This is a genomic window from Ferruginibacter paludis (genome assembly GCF_030409685.1).
In the GTDB taxonomy this organism is placed as follows: domain Bacteria; phylum Bacteroidota; class Bacteroidia; order Chitinophagales; family Chitinophagaceae; genus Ferruginibacter; species Ferruginibacter paludis.
Window position 1 is genome coordinate 499,454 of the sequence record NZ_JAUFQJ010000002.1, and the last position, 17,368, is coordinate 516,821.

The window sequence follows — 17,368 nt, forward strand, 5'->3', positions numbered from 1 at the left end:
CTGTCCCCTAAAGGGGAATTTTGGAGTTTTGCTATTGAACATATTTTATCAACGGGTGCAACATTTATTTTACGATTTTTTAATGTTGCATCGTCACTAAAAAATCAACTTTATAATTATGGCAAGGTACACAGGCCCAAAAACAAAGATCTCCAGAATTTTCGGAGAGCCTATTACAGGAAACGGAAAATGGTTAACTAAAAACAGTAACCCTCCGGGAATGCACGGTGCAAACCGCAAACGCAAAACTTTAGGCGAATACGCTTTACAGTTACGTGAAAAACAAAAAGCAAAATACACTTATGGTTTGCTGGAAAAACAGTTCCGCAAAACATTTGATGAAGCTGCAAGAAAGAAAGGTGTAACTGGTGAAAACCTGATTAAATTACTGGAAGCCCGTTTGGATAATGTGGTGTTTCGTATGGGTATTGCTCCAAGCCGCCAGGCTGCACGTCAGTTGGTTAGTCATAAGCACATCACTGTTAACGGTGATGTATTAAACGTTCCTTCTTATTCAATGAAACCAGGTGAAACTGTTGGATTGAAAAATAAGAGTGCCGTTAATACGTCTATCACTGGTAATGTTCGTGGAAAAAATACTAAATTCAACTGGATCGATTTTAACGAAACTGAATTGAAAGGTACTTTCATTGCATACCCTGAAAGAGAAAGCGTTCCTGAAAATATCAAGGAACAGCTGATTGTGGAATTGTACTCTAAGTAATATAGACTGTTTCTGTTTACCGTGAACGGTTGATCGGAGCGATAAAAGTACAAGTGAGTGACACAACTATGATGAGCAAAGCAAAAATGCCCGTCAAACAAATTTTAAACATTAAAACAACAAAATACAAATGGCCATTTTAAATTTTGTTAAGCCCGATAAAATTGTTCTGCAAAAAGCAAATGACTTTGAAGCACAATTTGAATTTCGTCCGCTTGAACCTGGTTATGGTGTAACTATTGGTAACGCTCTTCGCAGGGTTTTATTAAACTCCCTGGAAGGTTATGCAATCATAGGTATCAACATTGTTGGTGCTGACCATGAGTTTGCAACCATCAAAGGTATTACAGAGGATGTAACCGAAATAATCCTTAACCTTAAGCAGGTTCGTTTTAAAAAGAAGGTTGACCATGAAGTGAGCAGTGAAAAAATCACGCTTTCTATTAAAAATAAAACAGAGCTTACTGCCGGTAACATCGGTGAAGCTTCATTGTCTTTTGAAGTAATGAATCCTGAACTGGTGCTTTGCGTAATGGACAGCAGCGCTAAACTGGATATCGAAATTACCATCGGCAAAGGCCGTGGTTATGTTCCTGCAGAAGACAACCAGGATAAGAGCACTCATTTTGGATACATTGCGGTGGATGCTATTTATACACCGATCAAAAATGTAAAATATACCATCGAAAATACCCGTGTTGAACAGCGCACGGATTTCGAAAAATTAATCATGGAAGTGGTTACAGATGGTACTATTCATCCGGAAGAAGCGGTTAAACAAGCCAGCCGTATTTTGATTCAGCATTTGATGATCATTACTGATGAAAATATCACTTTTGACACCAAAGAAGATAAGAAAGAAGACCTGGTTGACGAACAAACTTTACAATTGCGTAAAGTGTTGAAGACCCCATTGGAAGACCTGGATCTTTCTGTACGTGCCTTTAACTGTTTGAAAGCTGCAAAAATCAATTCATTGAGCGAACTTGTTCAGTACGAACAGGAAGATCTGATGAAATTCAGAAACTTTGGCCAGAAATCTTTGAGTGAAATTGAGCAAGTGCTTATTGAAAGAGGTCTTGGTTTTGGTATGGATTTGAGCAAGCTGAAATTGGATGACGAATAATAGCAGTCAGCTAACACGAATTTTGAATTAAGAATTACACGAATTTAATAATTAAGTAGGTTATAAATCCTGACACGGTATAACCGAATTTTAAAACAACAACGTCATGCGTCACGGAAATAAGAATAATAATTTAAGCAGAACCGCTTCTCACAGAAAAGCGTTGCTGATGAACCTGGGTTGCCAGCTGATTACTTTTAAAAGGATCACTACTACATTGGCAAAAGCAAAGGCTTTACGTACTTACATTGAGCCATTGATTACAAAAACTAAACACACAGACACCAAAGAGCAGATTATGCACAATCACCGTATTGTGTTTAGTTACCTCAATGACAAAGCTGCTGTTAAGGAATTGTTTACTGTAGTGGCTCCTAAAATTGCAAGTCGCCCGGGTGGTTATACACGTATCATTAAATTAGGAACCAGGACTGGTGACAATGCTGAAGTAGCAATGATCGAACTGGTTGACTTTAATGAAATTTACGGCAACAGCATTGTAAAAGCTGCAGCTGCTGAACCAGCTAAGAAAACAAGACGTAGTGGTGGTGCTAAAAAGAAAGCGGCTGACACTTCATCTGTTGACGAAGCGGTAGAAGTGAAAGGAGAAGAATCTTCAGAAGATAAAGCGACTCCCGAAGCATAAATGAGTATTTTAAAATTACATATAGCTCCGATATTTATATCGGAGCTTTTTTATGGAGTCCTGAGAAAGTTGGATTGATTTTAAAAAGCAGGGGATGAATCCACATTGTGAAAAAAATAATTCCATTATCCATCACCGAATCCTTTTCTTTGCAAAACTTTTGAAAAATAATGGCAGCTACAATTAATAAAAAATCAGCTATTTTATTACTTAAAGACGGCACCGTTTTTTACGGTCACGCTTTTGGGAAAATAGGTACTACTACCGGCGAAATTTGTTTTAACACCGGCATGACGGGATACCAGGAAGTATTTACTGACCCGAGTTATTACGGGCAGATACTGATCATGAACAATGTGCATGTGGGCAATTATGGTGTTAAAGCAGTGGATGTAGAAAGTGACGGCGTAAAGGTGAAAGGCATCATCGGCAGAAACCTGGAAGAGAAATATTCCCGCTTTATGGCGGATGAATCACTGCAGCAATATTTTGAACAACAAAATGTTGTAGCAATTGATGACGTGGATACAAGAGCACTCGTAGCACATGTTCGCATTCAGGGTGCTATGAATTGCATCATCTCATCTGAAATTACAGACCTTGAAGTATTAAAAGCAGAACTGGATAAAGTACCATCCATGGATGGGCTTGAACTGGCATCAGTCGTATCTACAAAAGAGGCTTATTTTGCAGGTGACCCCGACAGTAAAATCAGGGTTGCGGTGCTGGATTATGGTATCAAGAAAAATATATTGAATTGTTTGGTTGAAAGAGGTGCTTATGTAAAAGTACACAATGCCAAAACAAGTTTTGAAGAACTGGAATCGTTTAGTCCCAATGGTTATTTTATCAGCAATGGCCCCGGTGATCCAGCGCCAATGGATTATGCAGTTAAAACAATCAAACAGATCCTGGCATTGGATAAACCTTTGTTTGGCATTTGCCTTGGTCATCAGTTACTGGCACTGGCCAATGACATCCCAACTTTTAAAATGCATCATGGACACCGGGGATTAAACCACCCGGTAAAAAATGTAATCAGCGGCAAAAGCGAGATCACTACACAGAACCATGGCTTTGGTGTAAACCCGGACGCAGTAAGGGCTTCAGCTGATGTTGAGATTACACACCTTAACCTGAATGACGACTCTATTGAAGGCATTCGCATGAAAACCAAGCCAGCCTTTTCAGTACAGTACCATCCGGAAGCAACACCGGGACCGCACGATAGCAGGTATTTGTTTGATGAGTTTATTGCTTCGATTGTAAAAAATTAGGAAGAAGGCTGCCTGTTTCAATTGTGTAATTAGTGCTTAAAAATTCGTGTTATAAATTATTCGCATTATGAACATTGCCATTATCAACGGACCAAATTTAAACCTGCTGGGTACACGGGAACCTTCTATATATGGCAGTCAGACTTTTGAGCAATACTTTGACGAAATTAAAGTTCAGTTTCCTGCGGTTGATTTTCATTATTTCCAAAGCAATGTGGAAGGCGAATTGATCAATGAAATTCAGCGGATAGGCTTTACTTATGATGGCATTATTTTAAACCCGGGCGGCTACACACATACATCTGTTGCTTTGGGAGATGCTATAGCATCTATTACCACACCGGTAGTGGAGGTACATATCAGCAATATTTTTGGCCGGGAAGATTTCAGAAAGGTATCCCATGTTTCGGCCAAAGCAAAGGGCGTTATCAGCGGACTTGGATTAAAAGGCTATGCGCTGGCGGTGCATTACTTTCTGTAACAATCAGTTATTTCTTTTACCTGCAAACTTGCGTTTGAGTACATCCTGCACTGGAATATTTTCCAGTTTGCTTTCCAGCCATGAAATAATATCCAGGTAAATAAACGCCCTGGTTTCAAAACGGTTGTTCTGTAATTTCTTCAGCTTCACCAGTAATTTTTCCAATTCAGGTTTGATGGTTCTTACACTCAGTTGAAATGATTTCCGGATAAATTTAAAAATCTCTTCTTCTACCACACTGAGGTTTTGCATCTTCGACATAAAGCGGTAAACTGATTTTATCAGCGAATCCAGTATTTTATCGTTACCCAGTTCATAATGTGCAATGAGGTGCAGCAGGCGGCTGTAGCATTGCAGATCGGTACGCAGATCCACCTTCCAGTTAATGATTTTATTTAAATAATCAATCGCTTTTTCATAATTGCCACTGCCAAAATAAAGACAGGCAATTTTGTAGTCAAACACCAGGATGCGGTGACGGTCCATATAAATTTCATACTCTTTTAACTTCGCTTCTATATCCGGTACCAACTGTAGGCCCTCGGTAAAACTTCCTTCCAGAAAATGCTTGTTAAGGGTAGAAATGGCCCGGTACACAAAGCACTGTATGCGGTTATTGACATTATTGAGCACAATAGGACTTTCACAAAAAACTTCAAATTGTTCCAGCGTTTCTTCTAATTTTTTATGATTCGCCAAATCAAAATGGGATCCCATCAGGTTGTGCATGCCCTTTATATAGTGGCCTGTTTCAATGGCGATCATGCAAGGTTCCTTTTCAAAAAGATGAACCCATTTTTGCGTATACCGGTAATATTGCAAAAAATCCTGCCGGATGAAAGCGCTCCAACAAAAGCTTTGATACAAGTATAGTTTTTCGTAAAAGTGCTTGCATTGTGAAGTCTTGTCACCGAGGTTATCTACAAAAAATTTTTGTACTGCTGCATCTTCTTCTTCATTGCGGCTGTGACCGTTCTGTATGTACCAGCTGTACAGTTGCAGGGAAAGGTTGGATAACTCAGAGGTAAGGCTTAAACTCGTATTAACCACTACAGATTCTTTACTCAACTGCTCTGCCCGGTTTTGGATGCTACGGGTTATGTAAAGCGACTCAATACTCTTTTCAAAAAATAATACTTGCTCCAGGTACGTAAACTGGTTATTGGCTTTAGCAAGGTCTTTGGTTTTATCCAGTACTTTCAAACTTTGATGGTACAGCCCTTTATTGTATAAAATGCGGGCATAATCCATCTGCTCGTTCAGCTGAATATCTATATTGGTTTCATCGTTTATCAGCCGGAGGCTGCTCAAAATCTGTTTGTACAGGTGCGCCTTCATATTGCTCAGCTGCTGCTTCTTAATAGTTTCATTTTTTCTCAGCAACAACGCCTCATCATATTCATCCATTTTATCAAGTGCATCAAACAGTTGAACGCTCTTTAATTCCTCGCCCGATGAATTGCGGTTGGCGTACAGTTTAAAGTTGCGTTTTTCGCTTTTTTCCAGCGACTTAATCAGTTGAAATAAGGTATCTGTACTCCTGTTGGGCATCGTAATTTGATTTCTTTAAAACGCTTGCTGGTTGTGTATTTGATGCGATAATGAGTGGTTTATGAAGCGTAAATAAGGCTCTATTATGTGAAAAATACACCACTATTAATGGTTATATTCGTAATTGAAGGTTAATAATTATTTAATAGCTAACCCCATCAACAAAAATAATTAAACCAGATCGTAATAAATAACCTATTTCTATGGCAGATAATAAGATACACATTTTCGATACCACGCTACGCGACGGCGAGCAGGTACCAGGTTGCAAACTCAATACCAAAGAAAAAATTGAGCTGGCATTAAAGCTGGAAGAACTGGGTGTTGACATCATCGAAGCGGGTTTTCCTATCTCTTCTCCCGGCGATTTTAACTCGGTCAATGAGATATCGAAAATCATCAAAAACGCATCGGTCTGTGGCCTTACAAGAGCTGTTCAAAAAGACATTGAAGTTGCTGCTGAAGCATTAAAATACGCCGTCCGCCCAAGAATACACACCGGTATCGGAACCTCCGATTTGCACATCAAGGCAAAATTCAATTCCACGCAAAGCGAAATTCTAGAAAGAGCCATTCAATGCGTAAAATGGGCGAAGAATTTTGTAGATGACGTTGAATTTTATGCAGAAGACGCCGGCCGTACCGGCAACGAATACCTTGCAAGGGTAGTGGAAGCGGTCATCAGGGCAGGCGCCACGGTTGTAAATATTCCGGATACAACAGGTTATTGCCTGCCACACCAGTACGGAGAAAAAATAGCTTACCTCGTTAACAACGTTCCCAATATTGATAAAGCCATCATCTCCTGCCATTGCCACAATGATCTTGGCCTCGCCACTGCAAATTCTATAGCAGGTATTATCAATGGCGCAAGGCAAATTGAATGTACCATCAATGGCCTTGGCGAAAGAGCCGGCAACACTTCTCTTGAAGAAGTGGTGATGATCATCAAGCAACACAAAGACATCGGTTTTTATACCAACATCAACGCAAAATTATTAAATCCATTGAGCCAGCAGGTGGCTGAAACCATGCGCATGCCGGTTCAGTGCAATAAAGCCATTGTGGGCAGCAATGCATTCTCTCATTCTTCGGGCATTCACCAGGATGGATTTTTAAAAGATGCATTGACTTACGAAATTATCAACCCTGCTGAAGTTGGTGCTGAAGAATCAAAGATTGTATTAACCGCCCGCAGCGGCCGCAGTGCATTGGCACACCGTTTTCAAAAGCTGGGATACCAGTTCGACCGGAACGATATTGATGTGCTGTACAAAGAATTTTTGCTGGTTGCGGACAGTAAAAAAGAAGTGATGGAAGATGACCTGAACAAACTGGCAAAAGCGCATACTAAAGAGTTGACGGTATAATTTTTTTAGCCGGGCAATTGTATTTCAATCTGGCTTCATTGGCGTCGCACTCTTGTACAATATAACAATTAGCAACTTGAATGACGTTTTATAAAAGACTGGTCAAACAGACAGTATAAAACACAACCCAATTACTACCCTGATAATCAAGAATATTAATCAGCATACAATTATCCTCCGGGATAAAAAATGAAAAAAAACATTGCAGTAATAACAGGTGATGGGATTGGCCCCGAAGTAACACAGCAGGCTGTAAAAGTACTAGATGCGGTTGCTGAACATTTTAAACACAGTTTTAATTACACTTACTGTTTAATGGGGGCCGTAGCTATTGATGAAACGGGCGACCCGCTACCAGACATTACTGTTGAAGTTTGCCTGGCAAGTGATGCCATTTTGTTTGGCGCTATTGGTCATCCAAAATACGACAATGATCCAACCGCTAAAGTAAGACCTGAACAGGGTTTGCTGAAGCTGAGAAAATCGTTGCAGTTGTTTGCAAACATTCGCCCGGTAACAACTTATCCATCACTGCATCATTTATCTCCTTTAAAAAGTAAATACATCGAAGGAGTAGATTTCGTCATCTTTCGTGAATTGACTGGCGGTATTTATTTTGGCGAAAAGAAAACCAATGAAGAGCAAACATGGGCATCTGACGATTGCAGTTATACCAAAGAAGAAGTAGAACGCATCGCACACCTTGCCTTTCAGTCGGCACAAAAAAGAAGAAAAAAATTAACCCTGATAGATAAAGCCAATGTGCTGGAAACATCCAGGCTTTGGCGCAAAGTAGTAAAAGAAATAGCACCGCAATACAAAGATGTAAAGCTTGAATTTTTGTTTGTAGATAATGCGGCCATGCAGATTGTATTAAACCCAAAACAGTTTGATGTGATTTTAACGGACAATTTGTTTGGCGATATTTTAAGTGATGAAGCCAGTGTAATTACAGGATCGCTGGGCTTACTGCCATCTGCATCCATTGGTAATTCAAATGCTTTGTTTGAGCCAATTCATGGTTCATATTCAAAAGCAACCGGTAAAGATATTGCCAATCCCCTGGGTGCGGTTTTATCAGTAGCCATGATGCTGGATTATTTTAATTTAAAGGAAGAAGCCCAGCTGGTAAGGGATGCAGTAGAATGGACCATCAAAAGTTTATTTGTATCAAAAGATATTGACCCGGTAAATTTTTATTTCACCTCCACCATCGGTGAACTCATCAGCGAGTATATCAGTGGAAGAATAAGTGGCAGGGTGAATAAAGAAAATATAGAATTAAGGAAGTCAACAATTATATAAGGGAAGCAGTAAAAAGTGCCGCTTCTACAAAAAAGTTCTTTGTTTTTATAAATCGCTTGGGTATATTTGCTGTACAACGCTTCATTATGTTCGCAGCAAATTTATTTAATGGCTTTAAAAATACCTCCGTAGTTATTACGCTGGTCTTGGTCATTATTATACCCGTAGCAAATGGAGCAGGATTTAATATATAGTATCATCAACTAATTATAAAAAAAACCCGCCTCCAAAAAAGAGACGGGTTTTTTTATTGTTCAACAATTATCACCATTAATTTTCAGCACAACAAAATGGAATTAAATAAGTACAGTAAAACCATTACACAGGATGCAACACAGCCTGCGGCACAAGCCATGTTTTATGGCATCGGATTAACAGAACAGGATTTGGCAAAGGCACAGGTAGGTGTCGTAAGCATGGGCTATGACGGCAACACCTGTAACATGCACCTGAACGACCTGGCGAAACTGGTAAAAGAGGGTGTCTGGGATAATGACATGGTGGGACTTATTTTTAATACCATCGGTGTAAGTGATGGCATGAGTAATGGAACAGACGGTATGCGGTATTCGCTGATCAGTCGTGATATTATTGCCGATTCAATTGAAACAGTTTGTGGCGCACAATATTATGATGCATTGATAGCAATACCTGGTTGCGATAAAAATATGCCTGGTTCCATCATGGCAATGGGAAGATTAAACCGCCCGTCCATTATGGTGTACGGAGGTTCCATTGCTCCCGGTCATTACAAAGGTCAGGACCTGAATATTGTTTCGGCCTTTGAAGCGCTCGGACAAAAGATAGCAGGCAAATTAGATGAAGGTGATTTTAAAGGTATCGTGATGAACAGCTGCCCCGGTGCAGGCGCATGCGGTGGTATGTACACAGCCAACACCATGAGCAGTGCCATCGAAGCAATGGGCATGAGTTTACCTTATTCATCTTCTAACCCGGCCTTAAGCGAAGCAAAAAAGAAAGAGTGCCTGGATGCAGGTAAAGCCATACGCAACCTGATGGAAAAAGATATCAAACCTTCAGATATCATGACCAGGAAAGCATTTGAAAATGCCGTAACTGTTATCATGGCGCTTGGTGGTAGCACCAACGCGGTATTGCATTTCATCGCCATCGCAAAAAGTGTGGACGTCGTTTTTACGCAGGATGATTTTCAGCTGATCAGTGATAAAGTGCCGGTGCTGGCTGATTTAAAACCAAGTGGCAAATATTTGATGGAAGACCTGCATAATATCGGAGGTGTTCCGGCGGTGATGAAATACTTATTAAAAGTGGGCATGTTACACGGTGACTGCTTAACCGTAACCGGTAAAACGATTGCTGAAAATTTGGCGGATGTGCCGGATCTTGATTTCGATTCACAAAAAATTATCTTCCCGGTAACCAACCCCATCAAATCAACCGGGCACTTACAAATATTGTTTGGCAACCTGGCGGTAAAAGGAAGCGTTGCAAAAATCAGTGGTAAAGAAGGCGAATTATTTGAAGGACCTGCAAGGGTTTTCAATGGTGAGTTCGAATTAATAAGCGGTATCAACTCCGGTAAAATAAAAGCAGGAGATGTTGTAGTGATAACACATGTTGGCCCCAAAGGCGCACCGGGTATGCCCGAAATGCTGAAGCCTACATCTGCTATTATAGGTGCAGGCTTAGGTAAAAGCGTAGCCCTTATCACTGATGGAAGATTCAGTGGTGGCACGCACGGTTTTGTGGTAGGTCACATCACACCTGAAGCATTTGAAGGCGGCCTGATTGGCCTGGTAAAAGATGATGACATCATTGAAATCAATGTGGCTACAAAAGCAATTACATTAAAAGTAAGTGAAGAAGAAATAGCAGCAAGAAAAGCTGCCTGGACAAAGCCAGCTTTGAAAGCTACCAAGGGAATTTTATTCAAATATGCAACCTATGTAAAAGATGCATCCGAAGGTTGTGTAACGGATGAAGCATAAAACTTAATCAGTAAAAAATAACAAACCTATTACCTGTAAGAAAATTAAATTATTGAACAATGCAAACATCAGGCATCATAGAAAAAACAGCGCCCGCCGATAAGGCAGCGGTTGCTGAAACATTACCGTTGAAAGCGGAAACTGCTGCTATCAGTGGATCACAAGCCGTGCTGGAAGCTTTCGTCGCGGAAGGTGTAGACACCATATTTGGATACCCCGGCGGTGCCATCATGCCCATCTATGATGCTTTGTATGATTACCATGATAAATTAAAACACATATTGGTCCGCCACGAACAGGGCGGCATTCACGCAGGCCAGGGCTATGCAAGAGCTTCCGGAAAAACCGGGGTTGTTTTTGCAACAAGTGGTCCGGGTGCTACCAACCTGGTAACAGGTTTGGCAGATGCGATGATCGACAGCACACCCCTGGTTTGCATCACCGGCCAGGTATATGCACACTTGCTTGGCACAGATGCTTTCCAGGAAGTAGATGTAATTAATATTACCACGCCGGTTACCAAATGGAACTACCAGGTAACGGACGCAACTGAAATACCAGCCGTATTAGCAAAAGCTTTTTACATAGCCGGAACAGGCAGGCCTGGACCAGTTTTGATTGACATTACCAAGAATGCGCAACTGCAAAAATTTGATTACGAAGGCTACACAAAATGTACGCACATCCGCAGTTACCGGCCTAAGCCAATTGTTAGAAAAGAATATGTGGAAGAAGCCGCGAAACTGATCAACGAAGCAAAAAAACCTTTTGTACTTTTTGGTCAGGGGGTGATATTAGGCAAGGCGGAAAAAGAATTCAAGGCATTTATTGAGAAGGGCGGATTGCCCGCTGCGTGGACTTTGCTTGGCTTAAGTGCGTTGCCAACTGATCATCCGCAGAACGTGGGTATGCTGGGTATGCATGGTAATTATGGCCCGAATGTTTTAACCAATGAATGCGATGTTCTGATTGCAGTAGGTATGCGTTTTGACGACAGGGTAACCGGCCGTTTGGATAAATATGCCAAGCAAGCCAAAGTAATTCACCTGGATATTGATCCAGCAGAGATTGATAAAAATGTAAAATCAGCCGTACCTGTCTGGGGCGATTGTAAAGAAACATTGCCCTTGCTTACATCACTGATAGAAGCAAAACAATATCCGGAATGGATGGCGAAATTTAAAGAGTTTACGCAAAAGGAAATAGACGTTGTTATTAAAGATGAACTTAACCCAACAAGTGATGAATTAACCATGGGTGAAGTAATTAAAATACTCAACGAAATTACTGAAGGCAATGCCATCATCGTAACAGACGTTGGTCAGCATCAGATGGTTACCTGCCGCTATGCAAAGTTCAACCAGACAAAGAGCAATGTCACTTCCGGGGGTGCCGGTACGATGGGCTTCGCCTTGCCTGCGGCAATTGGTGCGAAATTCGGCGCTCCACACCGCACCGTTGTAGCGATCATTGGTGACGGTGGTGTACAAATGACCATACAGGAACTGGGTACAATTATGCAGACTGGTACGGACGTGAAAATATTAATTCTTAACAACCAGTTTTTGGGTATGGTGCGGCAATGGCAACAGTTGTTTCATGATAAAAGATATTCTTTCGTAGATATTGAAAGTCCTGATTATGTGCAGGTGGCCAAAGGGTACCGCATAGAAGGGCAACGCGTTACTGAAAGGGAAAACCTCAAAGCGGCTGTAAAAGCGATGCTTGAGCATAACGGAGCCTACTTGCTGGAAGTTATGGTTGGCAAGGAAAATAATGTATTCCCGATGGTGCCCCAGGGTTGCAGCGTTGCAGAAATAAGATTAAGTTAAGCAAATAAAAATAATAATGTAATGGTAATAGAAAAAGATAAATGTATTGATACAATACTGGCTTCAAGAAATTTATTTCTGAAGCTGATGGATGGTTTAACTATAGAACAACTCAACCAGGTACCCGAAGGATTTAACAACAATATCATCTGGAATTTTGGGCACGTTATTGTAAGCCAGCAAATACTTTGTTATAAGTTGGCAGGATTGCCAATGAAGATCGATGCATCTTATGTAGCTAAATATTCAAAGGGCACAAAACCTGAAACATTTTTGGACGAAAAGGAGCTTGAATTTTTAAAAGGCCAGTCTATTGGATTAATCAATGAATTAGTTGCAGACATAGAAAAAAACATTTTTACAAGCTACAATAACTACACTACTAGTTTTAACGTGGAGTTGAATAGTGTTGACGATGCTGTTAAATTTATTACCATGCACGAAGGATTGCATTTGGGATATGCGATGGCACTTAAAAGAATTGTAAACAGATAATGAATACCGCAACAGTACATACTAACTGGAATCCTCATCTGTATGATGACAAGCATTCTTTTGTATTTAAATACGGAGAAGGCCTGGTAGATCTTTTAAATCCACAGGCGGGTGAACGTATTTTGGATTTAGGTTGTGGCACAGGTTATCTTACAAGTGTGATAGCTGCGGCTGGTGCTACGGTTACAGGTATTGATAATTCTTTGGAAATGATTACAAAGGCCAAAGCACAATACCCTGAGCTGGCGTTTAAAGTGCAGTCTGCCACGGAGTTTTATTTTGACCAACACTTTGATGCGATCTTTTCAAATGCAGTGCTGCATTGGGTGTTGCAAAAAGAAATGGCCATTGATTGCATGTACCGCAATTTAAAAAGAAGCGGCAGAATTGTACTTGAATTTGGTGGAAAACAGAATGTGGCCAAAATTGTAACCGCTTTACAAAACAGTTTGATAAGCTATGGTTTTCCTGAAAATGCAGCAATCCCTTTATGGTATTTTCCTTCGGTAAGTGAATATACCAGCCTGCTTGAAAAGCGTGGTTTTCGTGTTACTTATGCAGCACATTTTAACCGTGATACAAAACTGGCTGATACACAAAATGGTATTAAAGATTGGGTCCGTATGTTCGGAAGTTCTTTCTTAAAAGGAATTGACGAACCAACAATCGAAACGATATTAGATGAAGTGCAGGCAGCGCTTAAGCCAACCCAGTTTAAAAATGGAGACTGGTATGCCGATTATAAAAGACTAAGAATAATTGCAATAAAATAAATTTTTCATCATCCGGTCAACACCGCAACAGGATAAATATGAAACAGGAATTTACGATCACCGTTTACACCGAAAACCAGATTGGTTTACTCAACCGTATCGCCATTATTTTTTCAAGAAGGAAAATTAATATTGATAGCATGAACACTTCTCCTTCAGAAATTGAAGGCATTCACCGCTTTACAATTGTGATAGACGAAACAGAAGAAGTAGTAAGAAAAGTGTGCAGGCAAATTGAAAAGCAGGTAGAGGTTTTAAAAGCCTATTTCAACACCAACGATGAAGTGGTTTGGCAGGAAATGGCTTTATATAAGGTATCAACAGATGAAATTGCTGAGAAGGTAAAAGTAGAAAGGTTGTTAAGGGAATGTGGCGCCAGGGCGATTGCCATCCGTAAAGATTTTACCGTTTTTGAAACAACTGGTCACCGGGAAGAAACGAATAAACTAATTAAAGCGCTTGAGCCTTATGGATTGATAGAATTCGTCCGCAGTGCAAGAATTGCGATTATAAAAGAAAGTCATGGTTTTCATGAAAAGCTGAAAGAATTTGAGCAAAGAGAACCAGGTGAAGAAGTGATAGAAAATGAATTCCTGAATCAGCAGGACGAAGTATTCAGCATGTAAGACCAGCCTCCGCTGCGGCAAAGTTGATAAGTTGTGTGATTGAAAAATTGTTTTGTATTGAGGAAGCGTACCAAAAAGATGAAAGGGTACACGGGAGTGACACAACGATGGTGCCATGAAACACAAATACCGGATGAATAATATTTGAAATAAAAACGATAGTAATAATAATTATTAACACTCCATAAAACCCCTTTCGGGGATGGGGGCAAACAACAAACAACAATGGCTAATTACTTTAACACATTATCGCTAAGAGAAAAATTAAATCAGTTAGGGGTATGTGAGTTTATGGACAAAAGCGAATTTACAGACGGCGTAAATGAATTGAAAGGTAAAAAAATAGTGATAGTAGGATGCGGCGCCCAGGGCTTGAACCAGGGATTGAATATGAGGGATAGTGGTCTTGATATTTCCTACACTTTAAGGCAGGAAGCCATTGAAGCAAAAAGACAATCATGGAAAAGTGCTACTGAAAACGGGTTTACAGTTGGGAGTTATGAAGAGCTGATTCCAACTGCGGATTTAGTGATTAACCTTACACCGGATAAACAACATACAGCGGTCGTAAGCGCCATCATGCCATTGATGAAACAGGGAGCCACTTTATCGTACTCTCACGGTTTTAATATTGTTGAAGAAGGCATGCAGATCAGGAAAGATATTACTGTTATCATGGTAGCTCCAAAGTGCCCGGGTACGGAAGTGAGAGAAGAATATAAAAGAGGTTTTGGTGTGCCTACTTTGATTGCAGTGCATCCTGAAAATGATCCCGAAGGTAAAGGGTGGGATTATGCAAAGGCGTACGCGGTTGCAACAGGCGGTCACAAGGCTGGTGTTTTAAAATCATCTTTTGTGGCAGAAGTAAAATCAGATTTGATGGGCGAACAAACCATTCTTTGTGGTTTGCTGCAAACCGGTTCAATACTGAGTTTTGATAAAATGATTGAGAAGGGAATTGATAAAGCTTATGCTGCTAAATTAATTCAATATGGCTGGGAAGTTGTTACCGAAGCGTTGAAACAAGGAGGTATCACTGCAATGATGGACAGGTTATCCAACCCTGCAAAAATAAAAGCGTTTGAAATTTCTGAACAACTGAAAGACATCATGCGCCCGCTGTTTCAAAAACACCAGGATGATATTATGAGCGGCGAGTTTTCTAAAACAATGATGGAAGATTGGGCCAATGGCGATAAAAATTTGTTGACCTGGAGAGCTGCTACCGGCGAAACTGCTTTTGAAAAAACAGCACCTACCGTTTACAAAATTGCGGAACAGGAATATTTTGATAACGGGCTATTAATGGTGGCTTTTGTAAGAGCAGGTGTTGAACTGGCTTTTGAAACGATGGTTGAATCAGGCATAAAAGAAGAATCTGCTTATTATGAATCGTTGCATGAAACACCATTGATTGCAAACACCATTGCCCGTAAAAAATTATTTGAAATGAACAGGGTTATTTCTGATACGGCAGAGTATGGCTGTTATTTATTCGATCATGCCTGCAAACCATTGCTGGCTGATTTTATGAAGACGGTAGATACCAACCTGATTGGAAAAAACTTTAACGATGGCATTGATGCAGGTGTTGACAATAAAGTGATCATTGCGGTTAATGAAATCATCCGCTATCATCCAATTGAATCCATTGGCGCAGAATTAAGGCAGGCGATGACTGAGATGAAAACGATTAATACGGTGGCTTAACTCCAATTCAAAGCTTACACTTTTTGGGGAAGATTTAAAAAGAAAACAATAAAGAAAACAGAGGAACAAGATAAGTGAACACAATTTTTGAAAATAGAGAAACTGAAGCTTTTGTTGGGCTCGACAAAAATTTGAGGAGGGAAGATAAGGCAGACTCTCCAAATACCCCCCCTTTAGGGGATGGGGGGAAGATGCCCGATATCCCTGCTGCTGCAGAACGCCTTAAAAATATTGTAAGCAAAACACCACTGACTTATAATGCCAATCTTTCAAAAAAATATGATTGTACTATTTTTTTAAAGAGAGAAGATTTACAGGTGGTGCGCTCTTATAAATTGAGGGGCGCTTACAATATGATGAGCAGTTTGCCGGAAGCACAATTGCAACAGGGCGTAGTTTGTGCCAGTGCCGGCAATCACGCACAAGGCTTTGCTTATAGTTGTAAAAAATTGCAGGTAAAAGGCGTGGTGTTTATGCCTGTGGTTACGCCCAATCAAAAAATAAGTCAAACAAAAATGTTTGGCGAAGAATGGATTGAAGTGAAACTGGTGGGCGACACATTTGATGACTGTGCCGTGGCCGCAAAAAAATATACACTTCAAAACGGGATGACTTTTATTCCGCCATTTGATGATTATAAAATTATTGAAGGTCAGGGAACGGTAGGATTGGAAATACTTGAAGAACAGCCACAAATAGATTATTTATTTATGCCGGTTGGTGGTGGCGGATTAGGTGCAGGTGTTGGAAGCTATTTTAAAACCGCGTCGCCGGAAACAATTTTAATTGGCGTTGAACCGGAGGGCGCACCCGCCATGTTTGAATCTTTTAAGGCCGGTAAGCCTGTAACCCTTGACAGCATTGATCGTTTTGTAGACGGGGCTGCGGTAAAAACCGTCGGAGATCTTACCTTTGCTATTTGTAAAGAGGTGTTGCGGGAGATACATTTGGTGCCGGAAGGAAAGGTTTGTACCACCATTCTGAAATTGTATGGCGAGGATGCAATTGTTGCTGAGCCCGCTGGCACATTGTCTATCGCTGCTTTGGATGCTTATGCAGATGAGATAAAAGGGAAGAATGTAGTTTGTATATTAAGTGGTGGAAACAATGATATTGACCGCATGCAGGAAATAAAAGAACGTTCCCTGCAATATGAAGGATTGAAGCATTATTTTTTAATCAGGTTTGCACAAAGGCCGGGTGCGCTGAAAGAATTTGTAAATTTTGTGCTGGGTGAAAATGATGATATCACCCGTTTTGAATACATGCAAAAACACAATAAGGAAACCGGACCGGCACTGGTAGGTATTGAGTTAAAAGACAAAGCTGATTACCATGTGCTGTTACAAAATTTAAATAAATACCAGGTCAACTTTACGGAATTGAAGAAGGATGATAACCTGTACGGATACCTGGTATAAAAAACATACGATTGCTGCTGCCAAATGAATTCATTACAAAAAATGAATTGCTATTTTTTAC

Annotated in this window: 15 protein-coding genes; 14 read left to right on the forward strand and 1 reads right to left on the reverse strand. The window is 40.4% G+C overall.

Annotated elements, in window-relative coordinates; genetic code table 11:
* Window positions 1-118: 118 nt before the first annotated feature.
* From rpsD to aroQ, 5 genes are all read left to right on the forward strand, one after another.
* A complete protein-coding gene (rpsD, locus tag QWZ08_RS03995) occupies window positions 119-724 on the forward strand; it encodes a 30S ribosomal protein S4 (RefSeq protein ID WP_290335925.1) in 606 nt (201 codons plus the stop codon).
* A gap of 130 nt (window positions 725-854) precedes the next feature.
* Window positions 855-1,850, forward strand: a complete 996-nt coding sequence (locus tag QWZ08_RS04000; protein ID WP_290335926.1) for a DNA-directed RNA polymerase subunit alpha — start codon at window positions 855-857, stop codon at window positions 1,848-1,850.
* Between the two features lie 106 nt (window positions 1,851-1,956).
* Entirely contained in the window at window positions 1,957-2,496 is a 540-nt protein-coding gene (rplQ, locus tag QWZ08_RS04005) for a 50S ribosomal protein L17 (RefSeq protein ID WP_353960472.1), read from the forward strand.
* A 170-nt stretch (window positions 2,497-2,666) separates the two neighbouring features.
* Window positions 2,667-3,773, forward strand: coding sequence for a glutamine-hydrolyzing carbamoyl-phosphate synthase small subunit (gene carA / locus QWZ08_RS04010; RefSeq protein ID WP_290335927.1), 1,107 nt, complete (start codon window positions 2,667-2,669; stop codon window positions 3,771-3,773).
* 67 nt (window positions 3,774-3,840) lie between these two features.
* The gene (gene aroQ / locus QWZ08_RS04015; protein ID WP_290335928.1) at window positions 3,841-4,254 is read left to right on the forward strand and encodes a type II 3-dehydroquinate dehydratase; all 414 of its coding nucleotides are present in this window, start codon (window positions 3,841-3,843) and stop codon (window positions 4,252-4,254) included.
* Between the two features lie 3 nt (window positions 4,255-4,257).
* On the opposite strand, the gene QWZ08_RS04020 is transcribed toward aroQ, so the two are convergent.
* Window positions 4,258-5,805 carry a hypothetical protein gene (locus tag QWZ08_RS04020; protein WP_290335929.1) on the reverse strand — a complete coding sequence of 516 codons (1,548 nt, stop codon included), beginning with the start codon at window positions 5,803-5,805 and terminating at the stop codon, window positions 4,258-4,260.
* Window positions 5,806-6,008: 203 nt separating this feature from the next.
* On the opposite strand from QWZ08_RS04020, the gene QWZ08_RS04025 reads away from it, so the two are divergent.
* The 9 genes from QWZ08_RS04025 (at window position 6,009) to ilvA (ending at window position 17,307) form a co-directional block, all read left to right on the forward strand.
* Window positions 6,009-7,175: a 2-isopropylmalate synthase gene (locus QWZ08_RS04025; protein ID WP_290335930.1), complete on the forward strand. Its 1,167-nt coding sequence runs from the start codon at window positions 6,009-6,011 to the stop codon at window positions 7,173-7,175.
* A gap of 189 nt (window positions 7,176-7,364) precedes the next feature.
* Complete coding sequence (gene leuB, locus QWZ08_RS04030; RefSeq protein WP_290335931.1) at window positions 7,365-8,480, forward strand: 3-isopropylmalate dehydrogenase; 1,116 nt, start codon at window positions 7,365-7,367, stop codon at window positions 8,478-8,480.
* A 290-nt stretch (window positions 8,481-8,770) separates the two neighbouring features.
* On the forward strand, window positions 8,771-10,450 hold the full coding sequence (ilvD, locus tag QWZ08_RS04035; protein WP_290335932.1) for a dihydroxy-acid dehydratase: 1,680 nt from the start codon (window positions 8,771-8,773) through the stop codon (window positions 10,448-10,450).
* Between the two features lie 59 nt (window positions 10,451-10,509).
* Window positions 10,510-12,282 (forward strand): biosynthetic-type acetolactate synthase large subunit, encoded by a 1,773-nt coding sequence (gene ilvB, locus QWZ08_RS04040; protein WP_290335933.1) that lies wholly within the window; start codon window positions 10,510-10,512, stop codon window positions 12,280-12,282.
* Between the two features lie 21 nt (window positions 12,283-12,303).
* Window positions 12,304-12,777: a DinB family protein gene (locus QWZ08_RS04045; RefSeq protein WP_290335936.1), complete on the forward strand. Its 474-nt coding sequence runs from the start codon at window positions 12,304-12,306 to the stop codon at window positions 12,775-12,777.
* Window positions 12,777-13,550, forward strand: coding sequence for a class I SAM-dependent methyltransferase (locus tag QWZ08_RS04050; protein WP_290335937.1), 774 nt, complete (start codon window positions 12,777-12,779; stop codon window positions 13,548-13,550). The genes QWZ08_RS04045 and QWZ08_RS04050 overlap by 1 nt, the downstream gene beginning before the upstream one ends.
* 38 nt (window positions 13,551-13,588) lie before the next feature.
* A complete protein-coding gene (gene ilvN / locus QWZ08_RS04055) occupies window positions 13,589-14,176 on the forward strand; it encodes an acetolactate synthase small subunit (RefSeq protein WP_290335938.1) in 588 nt (195 codons plus the stop codon).
* Window positions 14,177-14,401: 225 nt separating this feature from the next.
* Complete coding sequence (ilvC, locus tag QWZ08_RS04060) at window positions 14,402-15,886, forward strand: ketol-acid reductoisomerase (RefSeq protein ID WP_290335939.1); 1,485 nt, start codon at window positions 14,402-14,404, stop codon at window positions 15,884-15,886.
* Between the two features lie 74 nt (window positions 15,887-15,960).
* Window positions 15,961-17,307 carry a threonine ammonia-lyase gene (gene ilvA / locus QWZ08_RS04065; protein WP_290335940.1) on the forward strand — a complete coding sequence of 449 codons (1,347 nt, stop codon included), beginning with the start codon at window positions 15,961-15,963 and terminating at the stop codon, window positions 17,305-17,307.
* The last annotated feature ends 61 nt before the right edge of the window (window positions 17,308-17,368 follow it).

Excerpts from the sequence above, each read along its gene's own strand:
- rpsD (WP_290335925.1), top strand. The coding sequence starts at position 119 with ATGGCAAGGTACACAGGCCCAAAAACAAAGATCTCCAGAATTTTCGGA.
- QWZ08_RS04020 (WP_290335929.1), bottom strand. The coding sequence starts at position 5,805 with ATGCCCAACAGGAGTACAGATACCTTATTTCAACTGATTAAGTCGCTG.
- QWZ08_RS04045 (WP_290335936.1), top strand. The coding sequence starts at position 12,304 with ATGGTAATAGAAAAAGATAAATGTATTGATACAATACTGGCTTCAAGA.
- ilvB (WP_290335933.1), top strand. The coding sequence starts at position 10,510 with ATGCAAACATCAGGCATCATAGAAAAAACAGCGCCCGCCGATAAGGCA.
- ilvD (WP_290335932.1), top strand. The coding sequence starts at position 8,771 with ATGGAATTAAATAAGTACAGTAAAACCATTACACAGGATGCAACACAG.
- QWZ08_RS04025 (WP_290335930.1), top strand. The coding sequence starts at position 6,009 with ATGGCAGATAATAAGATACACATTTTCGATACCACGCTACGCGACGGC.
- ilvN (WP_290335938.1), top strand. The coding sequence starts at position 13,589 with ATGAAACAGGAATTTACGATCACCGTTTACACCGAAAACCAGATTGGT.
- leuB (WP_290335931.1), top strand. The coding sequence starts at position 7,365 with ATGAAAAAAAACATTGCAGTAATAACAGGTGATGGGATTGGCCCCGAA.
- QWZ08_RS04050 (WP_290335937.1), top strand. The coding sequence starts at position 12,777 with ATGAATACCGCAACAGTACATACTAACTGGAATCCTCATCTGTATGAT.
- rplQ (WP_353960472.1), top strand. The coding sequence starts at position 1,957 with ATGCGTCACGGAAATAAGAATAATAATTTAAGCAGAACCGCTTCTCAC.
- ilvC (WP_290335939.1), top strand. The coding sequence starts at position 14,402 with ATGGCTAATTACTTTAACACATTATCGCTAAGAGAAAAATTAAATCAG.
- QWZ08_RS04000 (WP_290335926.1), top strand. The coding sequence starts at position 855 with ATGGCCATTTTAAATTTTGTTAAGCCCGATAAAATTGTTCTGCAAAAA.
- carA (WP_290335927.1), top strand. The coding sequence starts at position 2,667 with ATGGCAGCTACAATTAATAAAAAATCAGCTATTTTATTACTTAAAGAC.
- aroQ (WP_290335928.1), top strand. The coding sequence starts at position 3,841 with ATGAACATTGCCATTATCAACGGACCAAATTTAAACCTGCTGGGTACA.